This is a genomic window from Streptomyces sp. NPDC079167 (assembly GCF_040686735.1).
Lineage (GTDB): Bacteria > Actinomycetota > Actinomycetes > Streptomycetales > Streptomycetaceae > Streptomyces.
The window spans coordinates 317,446-335,967 of the sequence record NZ_JBFBLO010000002.1; the positions used below are offsets into that span (position 1 = coordinate 317,446).

Annotated in this window: 15 protein-coding genes; 6 read left to right on the plus strand and 9 right to left on the minus strand. The window is 69.9% G+C overall.

Going from position 1 to position 18,522, the window contains the following annotated elements; translation table 11 throughout:
* Positions 1-30: 30 nt before the first annotated feature.
* Genes AB0P41_RS05625 through AB0P41_RS05640 form a run of 4 tightly spaced genes read right to left on the minus strand, consistent with a single transcriptional unit; the run spans position 31 to position 4,825 of the window.
* A complete protein-coding gene (locus AB0P41_RS05625) occupies positions 31-900 on the minus strand; it encodes an HAD-IIB family hydrolase (RefSeq protein ID WP_365930283.1) in 870 nt (289 codons plus the stop codon).
* Positions 884-2,248: a DegT/DnrJ/EryC1/StrS family aminotransferase gene (locus AB0P41_RS05630; RefSeq protein ID WP_365930285.1), complete on the minus strand. Its 1,365-nt coding sequence runs from the start codon at positions 2,246-2,248 to the stop codon at positions 884-886. The genes AB0P41_RS05625 and AB0P41_RS05630 overlap by 17 nt, the downstream gene beginning before the upstream one ends.
* A gap of 5 nt (positions 2,249-2,253) precedes the next feature.
* Positions 2,254-3,399, minus strand: coding sequence for a glycosyltransferase (locus AB0P41_RS05635; protein ID WP_365930287.1), 1,146 nt, complete (start codon positions 3,397-3,399; stop codon positions 2,254-2,256).
* Between the two features lie 52 nt (positions 3,400-3,451).
* Positions 3,452-4,825 (minus strand): MATE family efflux transporter, encoded by a 1,374-nt coding sequence (locus AB0P41_RS05640; RefSeq protein WP_365930289.1) that lies wholly within the window; start codon positions 4,823-4,825, stop codon positions 3,452-3,454.
* Between the two features lie 471 nt (positions 4,826-5,296).
* Between AB0P41_RS05640 and AB0P41_RS05645 the strand changes: the two genes are divergently transcribed.
* From AB0P41_RS05645 to AB0P41_RS05665, 5 genes are all read left to right on the plus strand, one after another.
* Positions 5,297-6,415 carry a hypothetical protein gene (locus tag AB0P41_RS05645; protein WP_365930290.1) on the plus strand — a complete coding sequence of 373 codons (1,119 nt, stop codon included), beginning with the start codon at positions 5,297-5,299 and terminating at the stop codon, positions 6,413-6,415.
* Between the two features lie 23 nt (positions 6,416-6,438).
* Positions 6,439-7,428, plus strand: coding sequence for a glycosyltransferase family A protein (locus tag AB0P41_RS05650; RefSeq protein ID WP_356715782.1), 990 nt, complete (start codon positions 6,439-6,441; stop codon positions 7,426-7,428).
* 23 nt (positions 7,429-7,451) lie between these two features.
* Positions 7,452-8,363 carry an oxidoreductase gene (locus AB0P41_RS05655; protein ID WP_365930292.1) on the plus strand — a complete coding sequence of 304 codons (912 nt, stop codon included), beginning with the start codon at positions 7,452-7,454 and terminating at the stop codon, positions 8,361-8,363.
* 560 nt (positions 8,364-8,923) lie between these two features.
* Positions 8,924-9,946, plus strand: coding sequence for a glycosyltransferase family 2 protein (locus AB0P41_RS05660; RefSeq protein WP_356715785.1), 1,023 nt, complete (start codon positions 8,924-8,926; stop codon positions 9,944-9,946).
* A gap of 84 nt (positions 9,947-10,030) precedes the next feature.
* Positions 10,031-11,827: a BTAD domain-containing putative transcriptional regulator gene (locus tag AB0P41_RS05665; RefSeq protein ID WP_356715786.1), complete on the plus strand. Its 1,797-nt coding sequence runs from the start codon at positions 10,031-10,033 to the stop codon at positions 11,825-11,827.
* Between the two features lie 92 nt (positions 11,828-11,919).
* On the opposite strand, the gene galU is transcribed toward AB0P41_RS05665, so the two are convergent.
* From galU to AB0P41_RS05685, 4 genes are all read right to left on the minus strand, one after another.
* Complete coding sequence (gene galU, locus AB0P41_RS05670) at positions 11,920-12,849, minus strand: UTP--glucose-1-phosphate uridylyltransferase GalU (protein ID WP_356715787.1); 930 nt, start codon at positions 12,847-12,849, stop codon at positions 11,920-11,922.
* Entirely contained in the window at positions 12,846-13,958 is a 1,113-nt protein-coding gene (locus tag AB0P41_RS05675) for a glycosyltransferase family 4 protein (RefSeq protein WP_356715788.1), read from the minus strand. The genes galU and AB0P41_RS05675 overlap by 4 nt, the downstream gene beginning before the upstream one ends.
* A complete protein-coding gene (locus AB0P41_RS05680) occupies positions 13,955-14,809 on the minus strand; it encodes a UbiA prenyltransferase family protein (protein WP_356715789.1) in 855 nt (284 codons plus the stop codon). The genes AB0P41_RS05675 and AB0P41_RS05680 overlap by 4 nt, the downstream gene beginning before the upstream one ends.
* 117 nt (positions 14,810-14,926) lie before the next feature.
* Positions 14,927-15,958 (minus strand): NAD-dependent epimerase/dehydratase family protein, encoded by a 1,032-nt coding sequence (locus AB0P41_RS05685; protein ID WP_365930295.1) that lies wholly within the window; start codon positions 15,956-15,958, stop codon positions 14,927-14,929.
* Positions 15,959-16,246: 288 nt separating this feature from the next.
* On the opposite strand from AB0P41_RS05685, the gene AB0P41_RS05690 reads away from it, so the two are divergent.
* Positions 16,247-17,428: an endonuclease/exonuclease/phosphatase family protein gene (locus AB0P41_RS05690; RefSeq protein WP_356715792.1), complete on the plus strand. Its 1,182-nt coding sequence runs from the start codon at positions 16,247-16,249 to the stop codon at positions 17,426-17,428.
* Positions 17,429-17,447: 19 nt separating this feature from the next.
* Here AB0P41_RS05690 and AB0P41_RS05695 read toward each other — a convergent pair whose 3' ends face one another.
* The gene (locus AB0P41_RS05695; RefSeq protein ID WP_356715793.1) at positions 17,448-18,449 is read right to left on the minus strand and encodes a TIGR03842 family LLM class F420-dependent oxidoreductase; all 1,002 of its coding nucleotides are present in this window, start codon (positions 18,447-18,449) and stop codon (positions 17,448-17,450) included.
* Positions 18,450-18,522: the final 73 nt, after the last annotated feature.

The window sequence follows — 18,522 nt, forward strand, 5'->3', positions numbered from 1 at the left end:
GTACTCCTTCGGTCGCTGTGGCAGTGGTCGTCACCGTCCGGCTCGCAGTCCTGTGCGCAGCGTGGTGAGGACGGCGTCCGCATGACACCGGTCGGACACGCGTGGATGGCGGCCTCGGGCCTCTTCCGTGCAGTTGCCGACCAGGACTCCGTGGCCCACGGCGGCCAGCATCTCCAGGTCGTTGCCGCTGTCGCCGAAGGCGAACGCGTCCGCCGGGTCGAGGGCGTACTTGCGGCAGACGTACCGGACGACCTGTCTCTTGCCGCACATGAGGGGCAGGAGATCGATGTCGTAGCTGTCCGCCGGGTCCCCGGCCGCCGGATTGCACCGGCTCACGCCGGCCCCGAGTGCGGCACGCGCCGCCGCCTCCCGGACGGCGGCCAGGTTGCGGGCGTCGGTCCCGGGGTCACGGGAGCGGTAGTAGTAGCTCTTCACCAGACTGTCCGGGGCACGGCCGGGCTGCGGTTCCAGGCCGACCCCGGCTTCCGCCAGTTCCCGTACGACGTTCCCGGCGCCGCGTCCGAGGCTCTCGGCGTCCGGCAGCAGCCGCGTCCAGCCGGGGTCCGGGCGGAGCTCTCCCGCGTCCGACATCAGCAGCTCGGTGCCCAGCGAGCAGGCGACGAAGTGCGGCAGCGTACGCAGCCCGTACGCGCGTGCCTTGCTCAGCACGGAGGACAGTGAACTGCCCGTCACCCAGCCGAACAGCAGCCCGTGCCGTACGCCCGCCTCCAGGAGGTAGTCCTCCAGGGCTTCCCGGTGAAGCCTCTCCCGCTCGGTCGGGAAGTGCGCCAGATAGGTCTCGTCGAAGTCGGAGAAGGCCACGGCCCGCACCGGACGGGGCAGCGGCAGCGGCAGCGGCAGCGGCAGCGGCAGCACAGCCGTCTCAGACTCCGGTGGCATGGACAGCCGCATGCAGTTCCTCGATCACTCTGTCCTGTTCGGTGACGGACAGTCCGTTGTGGAGCGGAAGGTGGAACACGGTCGCGTTCAGCTTCTCGGTGCGGGGCAGGACGACGCCTCCGAAGAGTTTCTCGTGCAGCGGCGTCCGGTGCCGGTGGGCGAGCACGGGGTAGTAGACGTCCGTCTCGATGCCGCTCTCCCGCAGGCGGACGCGGAGTGCGTCCCGGGCCGCTTCCCCCGCCGGCACCCGCACCGGGAAGAGATGCCAGGAGTGGTCGTCGGTGAAGGCGGGCAGCTCCAGCTGTCCGGCCGTGCCGAGTTCCGCCAGGGCCTCGACGTAGCGGTGGGCGAGGAAGGCCCGGCGGTAGTTGTTCAGGGTGAGCCCGGGCACCAGCCCGGTCGCCACGGTCGCGGTCGAGTTGTCGATCTTGGCGTTGAGGCCCCAGAGATCGGTCTTGACGTTCTTCTCGCCGGGGGCGAATCCGTGGTAGGCGAGGCTCTCCATGCGTGCGTGGAGTTCGCTGTCGCCGGTGAGGACGGCGCCGGCCTTTCCGGTCAGCCCGAAGTTCTTGTACGGGTTGAAGCTCAGAACGGTCGCGTCCGCGTACCGGCCGACGCCTGAGACCCCGATGGCCTGACAGGCGTCCTCCACCACACGCAGCCCGTGTTCCCGGGCGACCCGCCGCACACCGGGGGCGTCGGCGAGCCGGCCGTACAGGTGCACGGGCAGGACCGCCCGGGTCCTGGGGGTGATGGCTGCCTCGATCAGCGTGGGATCCAGGCAGTGGCGTCCGGGGTCCACATCGACGAGGACCGGGACGGCACCGCACGCGAACACCGCGTTCTCGGTGGCGGCGAAACTGTTGGCAGGCATGATCACCTCGTCGTCCGGCCCCACTCCGACCGCGCGCAGGGCGATGACGAGGGCGTCGGTGCCGCTGCTCGTGGCGACGGCGTGGGGCAGCCCGACGAACTCGGCGAGGGCGTGCTCGAAGCGGGCCACGGCGGGCCCGCTCGTCAGTTCACCCGATGCCACCGCCCGGGCGAAGCACTCGACGGCGATCCGTTGCTCCGCCGGTGTCAGCAGACGCTCCCGGGGCAGGAACGGCACCGCAGGCCGGCCCGGTCCGCCGGCCGGTGGTTCCGGTGCGAAGACGGAGTCCGCCGTGGAGGGAAGCAGGCGCGGGCTCCGCGTCCTGAGGAGCTCGGCCAGGTCGCGGTTGGCCACGGCCGAGTCCGGGTCGCGGGCCGGGATCCCGCCGCTCCGCAGATCCAGCACCAGACGGTGGATGCCGGCACTGTCTCCGGTGAACCTCTTCGCCGTGGGGGCCGGGGGACGAACCGTCATGGCGCTCACGCCTCTCCCGCGAGGTGGGCGAGCGCGGGGCACCCGAAGGTCTTCGCCGCTCGCTCCAGCACGCGCGCGCCGGGCCTCTTGAAGTACAGCAGTTCCCGCCCGGTGCGCAGCGTCTGCACGGCGAGCGGCAGATCCCTGTCCTCCGTCAGGTCGACCACGATCAGGTCGGCGTCCGCACCGGCGTCCGCGATCCTCTTCCCGGCTCCCGGGAGGCCGCTGTCGTCGACCACCAGCACCTCGTACGGCTCCCCGAGGGGAAGCCGGCCGGCGAGTGCCCGGCAGGCGAACTCGAGGCGGAGATACGCGTCGAACCAGCTCGGTCCGTCGTCGCGCGCGGGGTCGAAGTACGCGTCGAGGATCCACTGGAGCCGGACCTCGGGCTCCGGGTGCTTCGCCGTGAAGTAGGCGAAGTTCTCCCGCCAGTCGGCGTGGCGCTCGCGCTGGGACTCCGGGTGGTGCTGGTGGTGGACGCGGGCGAACGGTGTGTGGACGAAGGTGAGGCCGTGGCGGTGGAGGCGGTAGCCCAGCTCGACGTCCTCGAAGCTCCATTTCCTGATGTTCACGTCGAACGCGCCGACGGCCAGCAGGTGTTCCTTGCGTACCGAGACGTTGCAGCCGTAGAGGAAGTGCCAGGCGGTCGCCAGGTTGCCGAGGTTCTCCGAGAGCAGGTCCGTGACCTCCGCCCGCTCGTCCGGCGCGGCGGGCTCCGGGAGGGCCTCCGGGTCGACGGCGGACCGCAGCCGTTCGAGGTCCACCGCGCCGGGGGCCAGGTAGTCACGGAACCCGATGGCCACGATCCCGGGGCGGTCACGGTGGCACCGTATGTGCTCCTGGAGGAAGAGCGGGTCGATGATCTGGTCGCCGTCCGCGAAGACGATCAGATCCCCGTCCGCCGCCTGGATCCCGGCGTTCCGGGCCGCCGAACGGCAGGATTCCGCGGTGCGCGGAAGATGGAGACGGCGCACCGGGTAGGTGAGGGGAAGCGCGTCGACCATGTCCCCTGTGCCATCGGTCGACCCGTCGTCGACCAGTACCACCTCGAATGCGTCGGACGGGTCGAGGCGCTGGTGGTTCAGCGAGATCAGACAGGGGGCGAGAAGTTCCTTGGAGTTGTAGGTCGGAACGACCAGGCTTGCTTTCACACTGAGCTCCCGAGAATTCGTTGTTCAGCCCTGCTCACGACGTGTCGCCGCGTCAGGACCCGGACACAGGCACCTGTTCCGGCTGGTCGAGAACGCGATGGGCCCGCTCCGGTGCGGACAGATAGCGCCAACGGGCGCTGAGCAGCAGGGCGCGGAGGTTCTCGTCCACGGCCATGGCGATCATCACGCCGAGGATCGCCAGCCCGAGCGGCAGGGAGAGCAGGTAGGCCAGGGGGACGAAGACACCCCACAGGACGACGATCCCGACCACCGCCGGATAGGTGACATGACCGACGGCGCGCAGAGTGCTCGCCGTGGTCATGATCAGAGCGGAGCCGGGCAGATAGAGCAGACCGCACCACAGCAGCAGTTTCCCGGTGTCGGTCACCTGCGGATCACTGGTGAACAGGCCCATGATCCAGCCGCTGCTGAGCGCCGTGACCAGTGCCAGGGCGAGAGCGATCCCGGAACCTGCCAGCCGGGCTCCGCGGGCGCGTCGTCGGATCGCGTCGAGGTCGCCCGCGCCGGCGAGATACCCGAGGGAGATCTGCAGTCCCTGGGAGAGCGCGGACGGGAACATCCCGATCATGTTGGTGATGCTCAGGGTGTACGTCCGGGCGACGAGTTCGTCGGTACCCACGACCGCGATGATCCTGGTGGTGGCTATCTGCGCCGCTTGCCAGAAGGCCGGCTCCAGCATGGTGGGCAGCGTGAAGGCCGCCAGCAGCGCACAGTGCGCGCGCAGGTCCCGCCGGTCCGCCGGGCGCCTGAATCTGATCCCGATCCGGAAGAACACCAGCCGGACGCTGTAGAGCAGGCCGGCGGCGGTGGCCAGCACGGTGGAGAGGGCTACGCCCCGAACGCCCAGACGCGGCCCGGAGTCCGACAGCACCAGGACGTAGATCAGCGCGATGTTGACGATGTTGGCGAGGGCGCTGGCGAACATGGCCTGAAGCGTGAACCCGTTCGCCGCCATGACCCCGCCGAACATCGCCATGACCGAATGCAGGAGGGCCCCCGCGGCGACGACTTCCAGGAAGACCGTCCCGTACGGGAGCAGTCGCCCGTCGAGCCCCATCAGACGAGCGGCGTCCCCGGCGAAGACGTAGACCACGACTCCGGCGACGAGGCCCAGGACGATGTGCAGCAGCAGGGCGACGAAGTAGTACTCCTGGACCTTCGTGCCCCCGCCCCGGCCGAGCGAGCGTGCGTACACGAGGCTGCCGCCCTGCCCCATGAAGGAGAACATCATCAGGACGAACGTCACCAAGGTGGTGACGGATCCCACCGCGCCCGCGGCGTCGTCGGATATACGGCCCAGAGCCCATACGTCGACGATCCCCATGAAGTACGTACAGGTCAGCTGAAGAAAGATCGGCCAGCTGAGGGAGAACACCCCCATGCCACCCTTCTGCGGCGCGGACATTTCCTCCCCGTTCCCCTTGCGGCCTGCCGGGCCGTACGGCCCGTTCGCGATACCGGACACTGCCGAGACGTGGGGCATGAGAATCCATGAGATGCCGATCCCCCGTTCGAGCAGCGTGATGCTAACCGCACCGTCACCCCCCGGAAATGCGGAACGACCGGATCCGGAGATCGGTTCGAGCCACGGGGAGCAGCCTGCCGAGCCGTCGGCGAGAGGGGAATCGGCGACAGCACGTGACGCCGCGGCAGGGATCACCGGTCGCCGTCGCCATGGCTGAGGCAAATGCGCCCGCCCGTCCATGACGGAAGGTGACACGCGCCCCTCGGTCAGGCGTGGCCGGACCCGTGCGGCTGCCGTGGTCCGGTACGGCCGCGCACGGCATCCGTGAGCGGCGACAGCCAAGAACTCGCCAAGAACCGCTCCCCTACGGTCCCTCCCATGATCCAGCCGAACGACGCGGGACGGTGAGACATGGCGGACACCCAGGATCCCCAGGTCCGCGGCTCCCGCCCGGCCAGACTCCTCCAACGGGCGTTCACGGCCGTGCTGCTCGTGGGCATGGCCGTAGCGGTGACACTGTTCGTGCGTGGCCAGGACTGGTCCGTCCTCGCCACCGAGATGCGCGACCGGCCGCCGGGGTCCTTCGTGGTGCTGGTCGGGCTGGCGATGCTCGCCAACGCCGTCGCCGTACTCGCTGCCCTGCTCGCCTGGTGGTCGATGCTGTCAGCGGTCAGCGCCGACATCACGCCCCCGGCCGAGGGCGGTGGAGTCACCAAAGTGGGTGCGGCCCGGATCTTCTTCGTCGGCCAGTTCGCCAAATACGTGCCGGGCAAGGTCTTCGGGCTGGTCCTGAGCGTGAAGATGGGCCGGGCGATGGGTGTGCCGACCGCCCGGATGACCACGGCGTGGCTGCTGACGCTGGTGATCGGGCTCCTCACCGCGGCCTCGGCCGGGCTGGTGGCGGGGCCCCAGGTGCTCGGTGGCTCGGAGGCATGGCTGGCGGCCGCGTCGGCGGTGCCTCTGGCCGTGCTCCTGCTGCGCCCCCGGCTGGTGAACGATGCCGCCGTCCTGGCGGCACGGCTGCGTCGGCGCCCGCCGCCCGCGGTGACGGTGCCGGGGCGGGTCATTCGCCGCAACGTGGTGATCCAGCTCCTCTCCTGGCTGTTCGGCGGGATGCAGCTGTGGTTCCTGGCGATCATGCTGGGTGCCCCGCCGCTCCGTTCGCTGCCGGTGTGCGTCGGCGCGTTCGCGCTCGGAGCGGCCGCCGGTGTCTTCGCGGTCTTCACGCCCGACGGGCTCGGCGTGCGCGAGGTGATCCTGCTGAGCGCGCTCGGCGCGGTCCTTCCGCTGCCGGCGGCGGGTGTGGTCGCCGTCCTCAGCCGGCTCGTCGTCGCCCTGAGCGAACTCGTCACCGGTGCGCTGGGGCTGGCCGTGACCGAGATACTCCGGCGGCGAGCGGCCTCCCCCTCCGCGCATACGTCCGGGCGGCCCGAAGGCGGCGACAAGCTTCGGCCAAGCGCCGCGCGCCTAGGGTCACCACCGTTGCATCCCCAGTTGTTGACGACCGACAAGATGAATTCGGAGGAATGATGGCTGAGGCGCCGCTGGTTTCGGTGATAATCCCGAATTACAACTACGCCCGGACGCTCGGGGCGTGCATTGAAGCCGCACAGGGCCAGACGTACCCCGCGATCGAGATCATCGTGGCGGACGACTGCAGCACCGACGACTCCGTCGCCATTGCGCGTCGGCTGGGCGTGACGGTTCTGGAGAGCCCGGTGAACCGTGGTGTCTCCACCGTCCGCAACCTCGGGGCGGAAGCCGCTCGTGGTGAGGTGCTCTTCTTCGTCGACTCCGATGTCGCCCTGGCACCCGACGCGGTGGCGAAAGCAGTTGATTTCCTTCTCGCGGACAATTCCCTCGGCGCCGTCTGCGGCATGTATCAGGCCGAATCGATGTTCCCGGACAGCATCGTCAAGAAATACCGGGCGATCCAGCAGTACGTCTGGTTCAACGAGGTGGACGGTTTGATCCCGGGCCTGCACTCGGCCCTCTTCGCGATCCGGACCGCCGTCTTCCGCGAGATCGGACCCTTCAACGACAAGTTGCGCTGGACCGAGGAGCAGGACTACGGATTCCGGCTCAACGCCCGCTACGACGTGTGGGCGACAGGGTCCGTCCGCGGCCGTCACGACCACGACGGCACTCTGGGGGTCATGCTGACGAAGGTGTTCCAGCGCACCCGGATCGGCGCCCCCAACTGGGTACGCCTTCGCTCCCTGCCCGGCGGCGCCGGGACGAGTTACCGCGCTCTGGGCAGCGGGTTCGTGCTGGCCGCGGCCCTCAGCCTCCTCGGCGTGCCGTTCTTCGGGCCGTTGGCCCTCGTCGCGACGGCTCTCGCTCTCGCTGTGGGCATTCTGCTCGACTGGCGGACGTACGCGTACGCCTATCGGCACCATGGAGTCCTGTTCGGGCTCCAGTTCACGGTGCTCCACCTCCTGGTGACGCTCACGTCCGCGCTCGCCGCCGGTATCGGAATCCTGCAAGGACTGCTGTTCCCCCGCTCGGTGCGCCGGCTCTACGGCGTGAACACCCCTGCCTGACCATCTCCGAAGCTGAGGCATGCATGACATTCACCATCGACAGTTCCGCCGCAGACGTCCTGGCCGGCGTCGACCTGCACGGGAAGCTGGCCGTGGTCACCGGGGGCTACTCCGGCCTGGGCCTGGCCACGACCCGGGCGCTGGCGGGCGCCGGCGCGCATGTCGTCGTCCCGGCCCGTCGCCCGGAGGTGGCGCAGAAGGCGCTCGTCGACGTGGACGCGGAGGTCGACGAACTGGACCTCGCCGACCTGGGGAGCGTGGCCGGCTTCACGGACCGCTTCCTCGGTTCCGGTCGCAGCATCGACATCGTCATCGCCGGCGCCGGTGTCATGGCTCTCCCCGAGACCCGTGTCGGGCCGGGCTGGGAGGGGCACTTCGCCGTCAATCACCTCGGGCACTACGCCCTGGTCAACCGGCTCGTTCCGGCGATCGGCGAGGGCGGGAGGGTGGTCGTCGTCTCCTCGGGCGTCAGCCCGACCGGAACCGTCCAGTGGGACGACGTGCACTTCGAGCACGGTTACGACAAGTGGGCGGCGTATGCCCAGTCGAAGCTCGCCAACGCGTTGTTCGCGGCCCGGTTCGACCTGCTGGGCCGCGCCCGGGGGGTGCACGGCTACTCCGTGAATCCGGGATACATCCTCACTCCGCTGCAGCGGCACCTAACCCATGAGGAGATGGTCGGCTCGGGCTGGATCGACGACGCCGGGAATCCGCTGCTCCCCGAGTTCCGGTCGCCCGAGCAGGGCGCCGCCACCCAGGTGTGGGCGGCGACCTCTCCGGAACTCGCCGACGCGGGAGGTTCCTACTGCCTGCACTGCGCGGTGGCCCGTCCGTTCGACGAGCCGGCGGACCAGGAGCAGGCCGCACGTCTGTGGGCCCTCTCGGCCGAGCTGACCGGAGTGGACGCATTCGCTGCCGGGGACAGCCCTTCCTGAGTCAGTAATCGTCCGGGCCCCGTTATTTCCCGGCGACAGCATGCGGTGTCCTCAGGGGCGGTCTCGACGAGGCCGCCCCTCAGGCGTGCGATTCCGCAGCCGGAACCGACCGCGGTGACTTCCGCATTCGACGCGATCACCACGGAATGATCAGTTCTGCCGATCAATAATCGATGCCGGCATTCCGCTTGTCCGGACCGGCCGCGCGCACGAACGGTAAATGATCGGGCCGGTATCCGAATGCATGGGTCACAGGGGTCCACATAGCGGGGCAAGACCGGTGGGCCGCCCCGGCAGTTTCCAAAAGCCCTTTCTGCGCGACGGACCACCGGCTACCTTTGAGACAAAATTCGGCGCATGGAACACCTGTGCCCTATGAGGTCGAACTCCAGTGCCCACCGACTGAGATGAACGACCGACAGGAAGGAGAATCCGGCCATGGACCAGAGCCTCGGGCACCACCGCACCGCGGTTTGCCCGTCCGGTGGTGTCGCACCGAACCCCATGTTGTCGCGCCGCCCTGAGGGCAGGGCGGGCGACCTCGATTCCCTGGAGCTGACGTGACTGGATCCGGACACCCGCTCGTGTCGGTGATCGTGCCCTGCTACAACAGCACGAAGACCGTCGCGCTCTGTCTCGAGTCCGTGCTGGAGCAGACGTACCCGCACGTCGAACTGATCGTCGTGGACGACTGCAGCTCCGACGGGACCGCAGCGATCGCCGGCACCTACGCGTGCACGGTCGTCCGGCTGGCCGAGAACTCCGGGGCGGGGATCGCGCGGAACCGCGGAATCGCCGCCGCCCGCGGTGATGTCCTGTTCTTCCTCGACTCCGACGTCGCGCTGGCCCCGGACGCCGTGGCCAACGCGGTCCGCAGCCTTGAGGAGAACCCCACGTGTGCCGCGGTGTGGGGCATCTACGGCGACCGGCCACTCGTGGACGACAGCGTCGTGGAGCAGGTGCAGGTCCTGCACGGCCACTACCGCCAGATCCAGCCCCGCCCCGTGCTCACGGGGCACTTCGCGGTCGGGGCGATCCGCCGCCGGGTCGTCGACGAGCTCGGCGGGTTCGACGAGCGGCTCACCGGACAGTGGGCCAACGAGGACCACGAGTACGGCCTGCGGATCTCCGGGCGGTTCCCGGTGGCACGAGCGCTCGACGTCGTCGGCTACCACGACGACGACGACCGGATGTCGACGGTGCTGCGCAAGCGCTTCGGCCGGGCCGTTTCCCTGGTGCCCCTGATCCTCCTGCAACGCGACCTCAAGCCCGAGCGTGAGGCCCTGCACCGGCCGCCGGAGATCTTCGCGATCACCCTCACCGCGGCGACAGCGCCGCTGCCGCTCCTCGCTCCGGCGCTCGCGGTCCTGCCGGTCGCCGGCCTCGCCTGGTTCCTCTGGGTGAACCACCCGCTGCTGGGTTACGTCCGGCGTGCCGCCGGCTGGCGCATGGTGCTGGTGACGACGGCGCTGAACTACTGCTACGGGCTCGCGGTTTCGGCGGGCGGCCTGACCGGGGCACTGCGCTACCTTGTCGACCCGGGGTTCCGGCGGCGGTACCGCACCGGCCTCGCGGCCACATGACTCCGACCCTTCTGAACACTGACGGCATGGTGCAGCATCGAGCGGGAGCGCTCCCACTGCGATCTCACCGAAAGACGGGGGACTATGAGAATCAGATTGCTCGGCCCGATGGAAGTGGAAGTGGCCGGCCGGCCACTGGACGTAGGACCGCATCAACGGCGCCTGGTGCTGGCGGCGTTGGCGGTCGACGCAGGCAGCCCGGTGTCGATCGACGCCCTGATCCGGCGGGTCTGGGGCCAGGACACACCCGACGCGCCGCGCAGCGCCCTCTACGCCCATATCGCCCGGCTCCGTGACTTCCTGACCAGGGCCTCCGCGTCCGAGGACGCGACAGCCGAGCCGGTGTCCCTCGTCAAGGGGGCACAGGGATACGTGCTGCGCATCGATCCGCAGAATGTCGATTTACACCGCATCGGCACCCTCGCCGAGGACGCACGCGCCGCACACGGAGAGGAGCGCCTCCTCGCCCTGCGGGAGGCGATGAACCTCTGGCGCGGCAAGCCTCTGGTGAATCTGACGGGGTACTGGGCCGGCACGATACGCCGGAACGCCGAATCACATTTCGTCGGCATCGCGAGCGCCTGGGCATCCGATGAGCTGCGGCTGGGCAACACCCAGGCCGTCGCCGACCGGCTGGCCAAGGTCCTGGACTCGTATCCACTGGCCGAACCGCTGGCGGACCTCTACATGCGCGCCCTGTGCGCGCTCGGCCGCACCTCGGAGGCTCTGCAGCACTACGCCACCGTGCGTGAACAGATCGCCGAGCAGCTGGGACACGAACCCGGCGCGCCCCTGCGTGGCCTGCACATGGCCATGCTCCGCGGCGAACTCCAGCCCCACCACCGCGGCACCGGCACCGGCACCGGCTCCGCACCGCTGCCCCGGCAACTGCCGATGAACGTCGCGCACTTCGTGGGCAGGACCGAGGAGCTGGCCTGGATCGAGAACGCACTCGCCACACCGAGGCCACAGGCCGCGACGCCGCTGGTGAGCATCCACGGAGCCGCCGGAGTCGGTAAGTCGGCCCTCGCGATCCATGCCGCGCATCAGCTCGCCCACCGCTACCCCGAGGGCCAGATGTACGTGGAGCTCGGCGGGAGCAGCAGCGGAGCGCCACCGCTCAGCCCGTCGGAGGCCCTGGCCCGCATGTTCCGTACGCTCGGCACCGAGCCGCCGCCACCGGCCGTGCAGGCGGACGAGGCGTCCGCCCTGCTCCGCTCCCTGGTTGCCGGGCGAAGGATGCTGGTCGTCCTCGACAACGCCTCCGACTCCGAGCAGATAAGGCCGTTGCTGTTGAACGGGGCCGGCTTCGGAGTGATCGTGACGAGCAGGCAGCCGCTGTCCGCCCTGGGCGGCGTCGGCCAACTGCCCCTGAGGCCCATGGAGGTGGACGAAGCTCTCGCTCTCCTCGGTCGGCTGACCGGCATGGACCGGGTGGCTGCCGAGCCGGCCGCGGCCGTGGCGATCGTGAAGCTGTGCCAGTGCCTGCCGCTCGCCGTGACCACTGCGGCGGCGCGTCTGGCCTCCCGCCCGAGCTGGCCCCTGGCCGAGCTGCACTCCCGCCTCGCCGACGAGGCCCGTCGCCTCGACAACCTCGAGATCGAAGGCATGGGGGTGCGGGCCAGCCTGTCCGGCTCGTACCAGCGTCTCTCCGACAACGCCGATCCCGCCATGCGGGCGGCCGCGGCAGCCTTCAAACTGCTCAGCGGCTTCAGCAAGCCGGTGGTCAGTCTCTCGGACGCCGCGCGGCTGCTCTCGGAGTCCAGCGCACGCGCGGAACTGTGCCTGGAGCGGCTTGTCGACGCCCAGCTCCTGGAGAGTGTCTCCCCGGGCCGCTACCAGATGAACGATCTCCTGCGGCTGTTCGCCCAGGAGTGCTGACAGCGTCTCTGACGCAGACCTCGGGGAAGCGGAACGACAAGGACGTCGTCACCGCTCCCCCGGGGCCGGGCCGTCTGCCGGCGGCACCTTCCTCACAAGTCGCGGGGCATTTCCTGCTCGACGTAAGCGCGGAGCCAGTCCCTGAATCCGGGCCCCAGATCCTCACGCTCGCAGGCCAGGCGGACGATGGCGCGCAGGTAGTCGCCGCGGTCGCCGGTGTCGTAGCGGCGACCGCGGAAGACGACACCGTGTACGGGACCACCCAGGGACGGGTCGGCGGCCATGGCATGCAGGGCGTCGGTGAGCTGGACCTCGTCGCCGCGGCCGGGCGAGGTCTTGCGCAGCACCTCGAAGATGCCCGGGTCCAGCACGTAGCGCCCGATGATGGCGAGGTTGCTGGGGGCTTCCCCGGGCTCGGGCTTCTCCACCAGGCCGCTGACGGTGACGAGGTCGCCGTCGCCGTCCTCGTGCGGAGCGGCCGCCGCGCAGCCGTAGAGGTGGAGCTGGGAGCGCTCGACCTCCATCAGCGCGACGACGCTGCCGCCGTGGCGTTCCCGCACCTCGATCATGCGGCTGAGCAGCGGGTCGCGCGGATCCGTCATGTCGTCACCGAGGAGCACCGCGAAGGGCTGCTCGCCGACGTGCTCCTCGGCGCACAGCACCGCGTGGCCGAGCCCTCTGGGGTCCCCCTGGCGGACGTAGTGGATGGTGGCCAGCTCGCTCGATGCCTGCACCTGGTCGAGCCGGGTGATGTCACCCTTGCGGCGCAGGGCCTCCTCCAGCTCGTGGTTGCGGTCGAAGTGGTCCTCGAGGGGCCGCTTGTTCCGCCCGGTCACCATGAGGATGTCCGAGAGGCCCGCCGTGACGGCCTCCTCTATGACGTACTGGATCGCCGGTTTGTCGACGATCGGCAGCATCTCCTTGGGAGTGGCCTTGGTGGCGGGCAGGAAGCGGGTGCCGAGGCCGGCTGCCGGAACGACCGCCTTGGTGATCCGGGTTCCCCGCGCGGACGATGTGCTCATGCCTGCACCTCCTTCAGGACGGCGGCGTACCGGTCCAGGCAGCTGTCGAGGCCGAACAGGTTCCTGGCGCGCTCGGCCCCCTCCTCCCGCGCCGCCGCGTCCCAGCTCAGTGTGGCCAGGAGGGCCTCGCGCAGGGCCGCCGGATCACGCGGAGGGACGACCGCTCCCATGCCGGTGGCGGTCACGGGGTAGCGTCCGCCCGGCAGATCGGTCGTGACCGAGGGCACCGCGCACATCATCGCCTCGGCCTGGGCGATGCCGAACGACTCCGCGACCGAGGGCAGCGCGAAGACGTCGATCGACGCGTAGAAGTCGGCGATCTCCTGTCCCCGCAACAGCCCCAGGATGCTGATGCGCGGGTCACGCCCGGCGGCCCGGCGGATCTCGTCGATGACGCTGCCTCCTGCCACGGTCAGGTAGTCACCGCCGATGAGCAGCCGGGCGTCGGGGTCCTCGATCGCGCCGAACGCGGCGAGGAGATAGGGCAGTCCCTTGTCGGGCACGATGCGGCCGAGGAATCCGATGTGCGGCCCCGGCGTCTGCCGGTACGCGGGTGACCCGCCCCTCCGGTCCAGGCAGGGGGCCGCGATCGCGTGTCGCCTCGTGTCACGCAGCGTCGGCCACATCCGGGAGTGCTCGGCCTGGTCGTCGCTGTTGACGACGACCGCCGCGGAACGGCGCAGTGTGATCCCGGACGAGACCCTCACCGCTGCCGTCGCCGCACGGGCCACGAGGCCGGGCGGGAGCCAGAGGTCGATGTGGTAGGTCGAGACGACGGGGACCTTCGGCCGCAGCCCGGTGATGAGTCCGGCCTCGAGCATGGGCAGGTGCAGGTGCAGCACGCGGGACCGTCCGCTCACACGACGTACCGTGCGGGCGAACGAGGGGCTGACCAGACCTCGGCCGATCGAGGCGATGACCGGACACCGGTAGACGTCCACGCCTTGGAGCCGTTCACGCAACGGCAGTGCCGGATCGTGCCGGGTGGCCACGACGGCCACCTTCCAGCCGCGGGCCACCAGGCCCTCGGCGACGATCCGGGCGGCCTCGGTCAGGCCGCTCACGTAGGGCGCGTAGTAGTTGACCGCGATGCAGACGTCATAGGTCACAGGGAGCTCGCCAGGTAGGTCGAGGCCAGGACCGTGGTCCACAGGCCGAGGTTGAGCCGCATCTGCCGGTCGCGCAGAAGGTCGTCGACCGGGTCGCCGCCGGAACGTTCGACCATGAGCATCTGCAGATAGCGGGTGACGTGAAACGCGGCGAACGGGAAGGTGAGAGCGGCTCCCACCTTCCCGAAGGGCGGCCTCAGCTGCCACATCGTGGCCAGGTAGCACATCAGGGCCGCCACGAGGTTCAGGACGACCACGTGATCGAGGAACGGCACCGAGTACGCCGACAGGGCCGGTCTGTGTCTCTCCCCGGCCACCTTCAGGCCGGCCAGTTCGTGACGGCGCTTTCCCAGCGACAGTGCCACGGACGCGCAGTACACGCAGATGAGCAGAAGTGGCTGGACGGCCAGACCGGCGGCGACGGCTCCGGCCAGTACCCGCAGGACGAAGCCGGCGGCCACCACCGAGACGTCGACGAGTGGCTGGTGCTTGAGGGCCAGGGTGTACCAGATGTTCATGAGGACGTAGCCCCCGAGGATCAGCGCCACCAGCGGCGGGACCGCCACGAGCAGCCCGGCCGTGAGGAGCAGCAGCGCGACCAGCAGGGCCACCGCCCCCCGGAACCCCACCTCCCCGCTCGCGATCGGCCGCAGCTTCTTGACCGGATGCAGGCGGTCGGCCTCACTGTCGCGGAGGTCGTTCAGGACGTACACGGTGGAGGACGCGGTGAGGAAGGCCAGCAGGGTGAGGGCGATCGCGGCGACGTGCGGCAGCACCACCGACGGTGCTGTCAGCGGGGCAACCAGCACGAGGACGCCCTTGGTCCAGTGACGCGGCCGTAAGAGCGCCACGTACGCCCTTACCACTCCTGTCCGCCCGGCAGCGATCGGTCCATCCACAACGTCGAGCGCGAGCCTGTCAGGACCTACGAGGTGATCCATGAACGTCTCCCCTATCGTGACGGTCGATCAGAACAATGCTTTGGCGAGCCGCAGGGCGCCCTGCCGCCACGGGTCGCGGTGTGTCCGGCCGCCGGCGCTCCGCCGCGCCCGGCCCGAGCTCCGCCACCAGTCGTACGTCCTGAGCAGCGACTGCCTGTTGCTGACCGCGGGAGTGAAGCCCAGCTGCTCACGTGCCTTGTCTATGGACACGTAGGAGTCACGGGTCAGCTTGTGCACCAGGCGCCCGTACACCGGGGAGAGCCGCAGAGCGGCGAGGGTCCGCAGCGTCACGACGGCCGGTCCGACCGGGACGGTGACCACCCGGCGCCCGTGGCCCGCGGCGTCGAGGACCGCCTGGAAGTCGTCGCGGAGCGAGGTGAATTCGGCGGCGGCGATGTTGAAGGTGTCGTTCACAGCGCTGTCCGGCCCCTCGCACACGTGCCGGATCGCCTCGCAGAGGTCGTCGACGTCCAGCATCTGCGCGGCGGCGTGGCCGCCTCCCATCAGCGGGAAGTTACGCCCCTCGTCCGCCCATTCGAACAACATCGCGAACAGCCCCAGCCGCTCCGGTCCGAGGAACGTCTTGGGCCGCAGTACCGGGGCGCAGAGGCCCTGCTCCCGGGCCTCCAGCACGACGGATTCGGCGGCGACTTTGGCGCCGGAGTACGGGTCCACCGGCTCGCAGGGATAGTCCTCGGGAGTGGGGCAGTGGCGGGGCAGTCCGTAGACGGCGGTCGACGATATGTGGACGAACCGCTGGGCACCGACGCGCCGGGCGGCCGCCACCGCCGAAGCAGTGCCGTCCACGTCGACCGACCTGATCTCGCCGGCGCGGTGACTCGGCAGGGCGGCCGCCGAATGGACGATCACGTCGGCGCCCCGGAAGGCTCTGACCAGTGCCTCGGTGTCGCGGACATCGGCGTGCACGAACGCGGCTCGGTCACCGGTGCGTGGCGCGAGGGGGCGGATGTCGACGCCCTTCCATTCGACCCCGGGCCAGGGCCGGGCAAGGAGAGCGGTCCCGAGCATCCCGGCCGCACCGGTGACGACAATGTTCATCTCACATCCCTTTCGTCAGGCACGGGGCACACCCGGAGGCCGGTGGAGGAGCGGCATCCGGTCTGCGGGACACCGAGGGGGCGGCACGTCGCCGGGACGCCCGGGCGATCTCGCCGGGCCCGGATCCGGATCCTTGCCGACGGGTGATTGCGCCGGTCTTGGTGGTCACCCCAAGGTCGGGACAAGGTCGCGGTGCGAGTATCTGCAGGCGTGCAGCCCAGGGGCTGCCCCGTAATCCGGCCAGGGATTACGGGACAGCCTTCAGCCACCCGGGAGAAGTGGGAGTCCGTGAGCGAGACCGCGAACCTCGAACCATCCGTCTCCGAGCAGGGCCGGCCGGAGGACGCGACACGGGCCGGCCGCCGTCCCGGACGTTGGCGCGTGCGCCTCGCCGTGTTCGCGTGCCTGTCGTGGACGGTCTTCGTCGTACTGCACCGGCTTCTCAGCAACGAGTTCTACTGGTGGGGCCCCTTCGACGTCGCCCCGCCGCTGGTCTTCGCCCTCGTCCCGCTGGTGCTGATCGGCGTGGCCCAGCTGGCCGGGCCCGTACGGTGGCGCCTCACCGCCGCTCCGGTGCTCGCCCTGGTGCTGGGGATCGGTGGCTCCGGACTCAATTTCGGCACCCTCTGGTACACACCGCCGCCGGCGCCCTCCGACGCGGTCGAGGTCGTCACCTGGAACACCCAGTACTGGGACCAGGACCTCCAGCCCGGAGGGCCGCGCAGCACCGACGAGTTCTACGACTTCCTTCGCGGCCTGGAGGCCGATGTCTACATGTTGCAGGAGTACGCGCATGTGGACATGACCCGGACACACTGGGCGCAGGCTCGTTCCGTCGACCAGGCGGAGCGGCTGCGTAAGGAGTTCCCCGGGTACGAGGTCGTGATCGAGGGGCGTAACGTCACCCTGTCCCGGCTGCCGGTCGTCGGTCACCGCTGGCTGGACACGACCAGGTGGATGCCCAAGGACCTCAGGCCCGTCCCGGCGGCGCTGCGGGACCGCCCGCTGTTCTACTCGTCGCAGACGCTGCGCACCGACATCCGGGTGAACGGCAGCACCGTATCCTTCTACAACTCGCACCTGTTCCAGCCACCGCAGCGGCTGATGCGTCTCCAGAACGGCCCCGAGGGCTCGATGTTCGAGGTCGACCGGCTCAACTTCGAGATGCGGCGCGCCAGTTACCAGGCACTACAATCGGATGTCGCGGACAATTCCAACCGGGTCGTTCTGGGGGGCGATCTGAACACATCGCCCGCCATGGGAATCAAGTCGATGATCCCGGACCGGCTCGTCGACCAGTCGCACGCGCTCTCATCGCTCTACCCGGTCTCCTGGCCGGCCGGGAAGCGCGCCTGGCGGCTCGACTGGCTCTTCACGACCCCCGATGTCGCCGTGTCGCGCTACGACCTGCTCGATCCGCACGGCCTCTCCGATCACAGCGTCCAGCGCGTCACTCTCTGGCCTCGCTGAGGAGGGTGCGCGGCAGGGGTCAGCCGGACAGCGCGGGGATGACCGTGGAGCCGTAGGCGTCGATGGTCGCCTCACGCGCGTCGTGCATGTCGTAGACGGCGAACTGGTCGACGCCGAGATCGCGCAGGACCTGGAGCTTCTCGATGTGGGCCTCGGCGGGTCCCAGGAGGCAGAACCGGTCCACGATCTCGTCGGGCACGAAGGCCGTGTCCGGGTTCCCGGTGCGGCCGTGATGGCTGTAGTCGTATCCGGAGCGTCCGGCGATGTACGCCGTGAGGGCCTCGGGCACGAGGCCGGAGTGCTCCCCGTACCGGTTGACGAGGTCGGCCACGTGGTTGCCGACCATGCCGCCGAACCAGCGGCACTGCTCGCGCGCGTGGTCCAGGTCCTCGCTCACGTAGGCGGGTGCGGCGACGCAGATCGTGACGGAGTCCGGGTCGCGGCCGGCCGAGGCGGCCGCGTCGCGTACGGCCTTGACCATCCATTCGGTGAGGTAGGGATCGGCCAGCTGGAGGATGAAGCCGTCGGCCTTCTCCCCGGCCAGCGCGAGCGCCTTGGGGCCGTACGCCCCCATCCAGACGGGCAGTCTCCCGTCCTTCACCCAGGGGATCCGGACCGGCTGCCCGTCGACGGTGGCCTCGCGCCCCTCGGCGAGGTCCCGGATCACCTCGATGGCCTCGCCCAGCCGGGCCAGCGTGTTCGGCCTGCGGCCGGCCACCCGCATCGCGGAGTCGCCGCGGCCGATGCCGCAGACGGTGCGGTTGCCGTACATCTCGTTGAGCGTGGCGAAGGTGGAGGCGGTCACCTCCCAGGCGCGCGTCCCCGGGTTCGTCACCATCGGCCCGACGATCAACCGCTCGGTGTGCTCCAGGATCCGGCTGTGGATGACGAAGGGCTCCTGCCAGAGCACCGTCGAGTCGAAGGTCCAGCCGTAGCGGAACCCGTTCCGCTCCGCGCGGCGCATGAGTCCGACGACGGCCGAGGCGGGCGGATCGGTCTGGAGGACGAGTCCGAAGTCCATGGCGGATACTCCTGGTCCGGTGCCGAACAGGCGCGGGGATGTGGAGGCCGGGACCGGCTGCGCCCGGGGGTCC

Excerpts from the sequence above, each read along its gene's own strand:
- AB0P41_RS05625 (WP_365930283.1), bottom strand. The coding sequence starts at position 900 with ATGCCACCGGAGTCTGAGACGGCTGTGCTGCCGCTGCCGCTGCCGCTG.
- AB0P41_RS05630 (WP_365930285.1), bottom strand. The coding sequence starts at position 2,248 with ATGACGGTTCGTCCCCCGGCCCCCACGGCGAAGAGGTTCACCGGAGAC.
- AB0P41_RS05640 (WP_365930289.1), bottom strand. The coding sequence starts at position 4,825 with ATGTCCGCGCCGCAGAAGGGTGGCATGGGGGTGTTCTCCCTCAGCTGG.
- AB0P41_RS05645 (WP_365930290.1), top strand. The coding sequence starts at position 5,297 with ATGGCGGACACCCAGGATCCCCAGGTCCGCGGCTCCCGCCCGGCCAGA.
- AB0P41_RS05655 (WP_365930292.1), top strand. The coding sequence starts at position 7,452 with ATGACATTCACCATCGACAGTTCCGCCGCAGACGTCCTGGCCGGCGTC.
- AB0P41_RS05665 (WP_356715786.1), top strand. The coding sequence starts at position 10,031 with ATGAGAATCAGATTGCTCGGCCCGATGGAAGTGGAAGTGGCCGGCCGG.
- galU (WP_356715787.1), bottom strand. The coding sequence starts at position 12,849 with ATGAGCACATCGTCCGCGCGGGGAACCCGGATCACCAAGGCGGTCGTT.
- AB0P41_RS05685 (WP_365930295.1), bottom strand. The coding sequence starts at position 15,958 with ATGAACATTGTCGTCACCGGTGCGGCCGGGATGCTCGGGACCGCTCTC.
- AB0P41_RS05695 (WP_356715793.1), bottom strand. The coding sequence starts at position 18,449 with ATGGACTTCGGACTCGTCCTCCAGACCGATCCGCCCGCCTCGGCCGTC.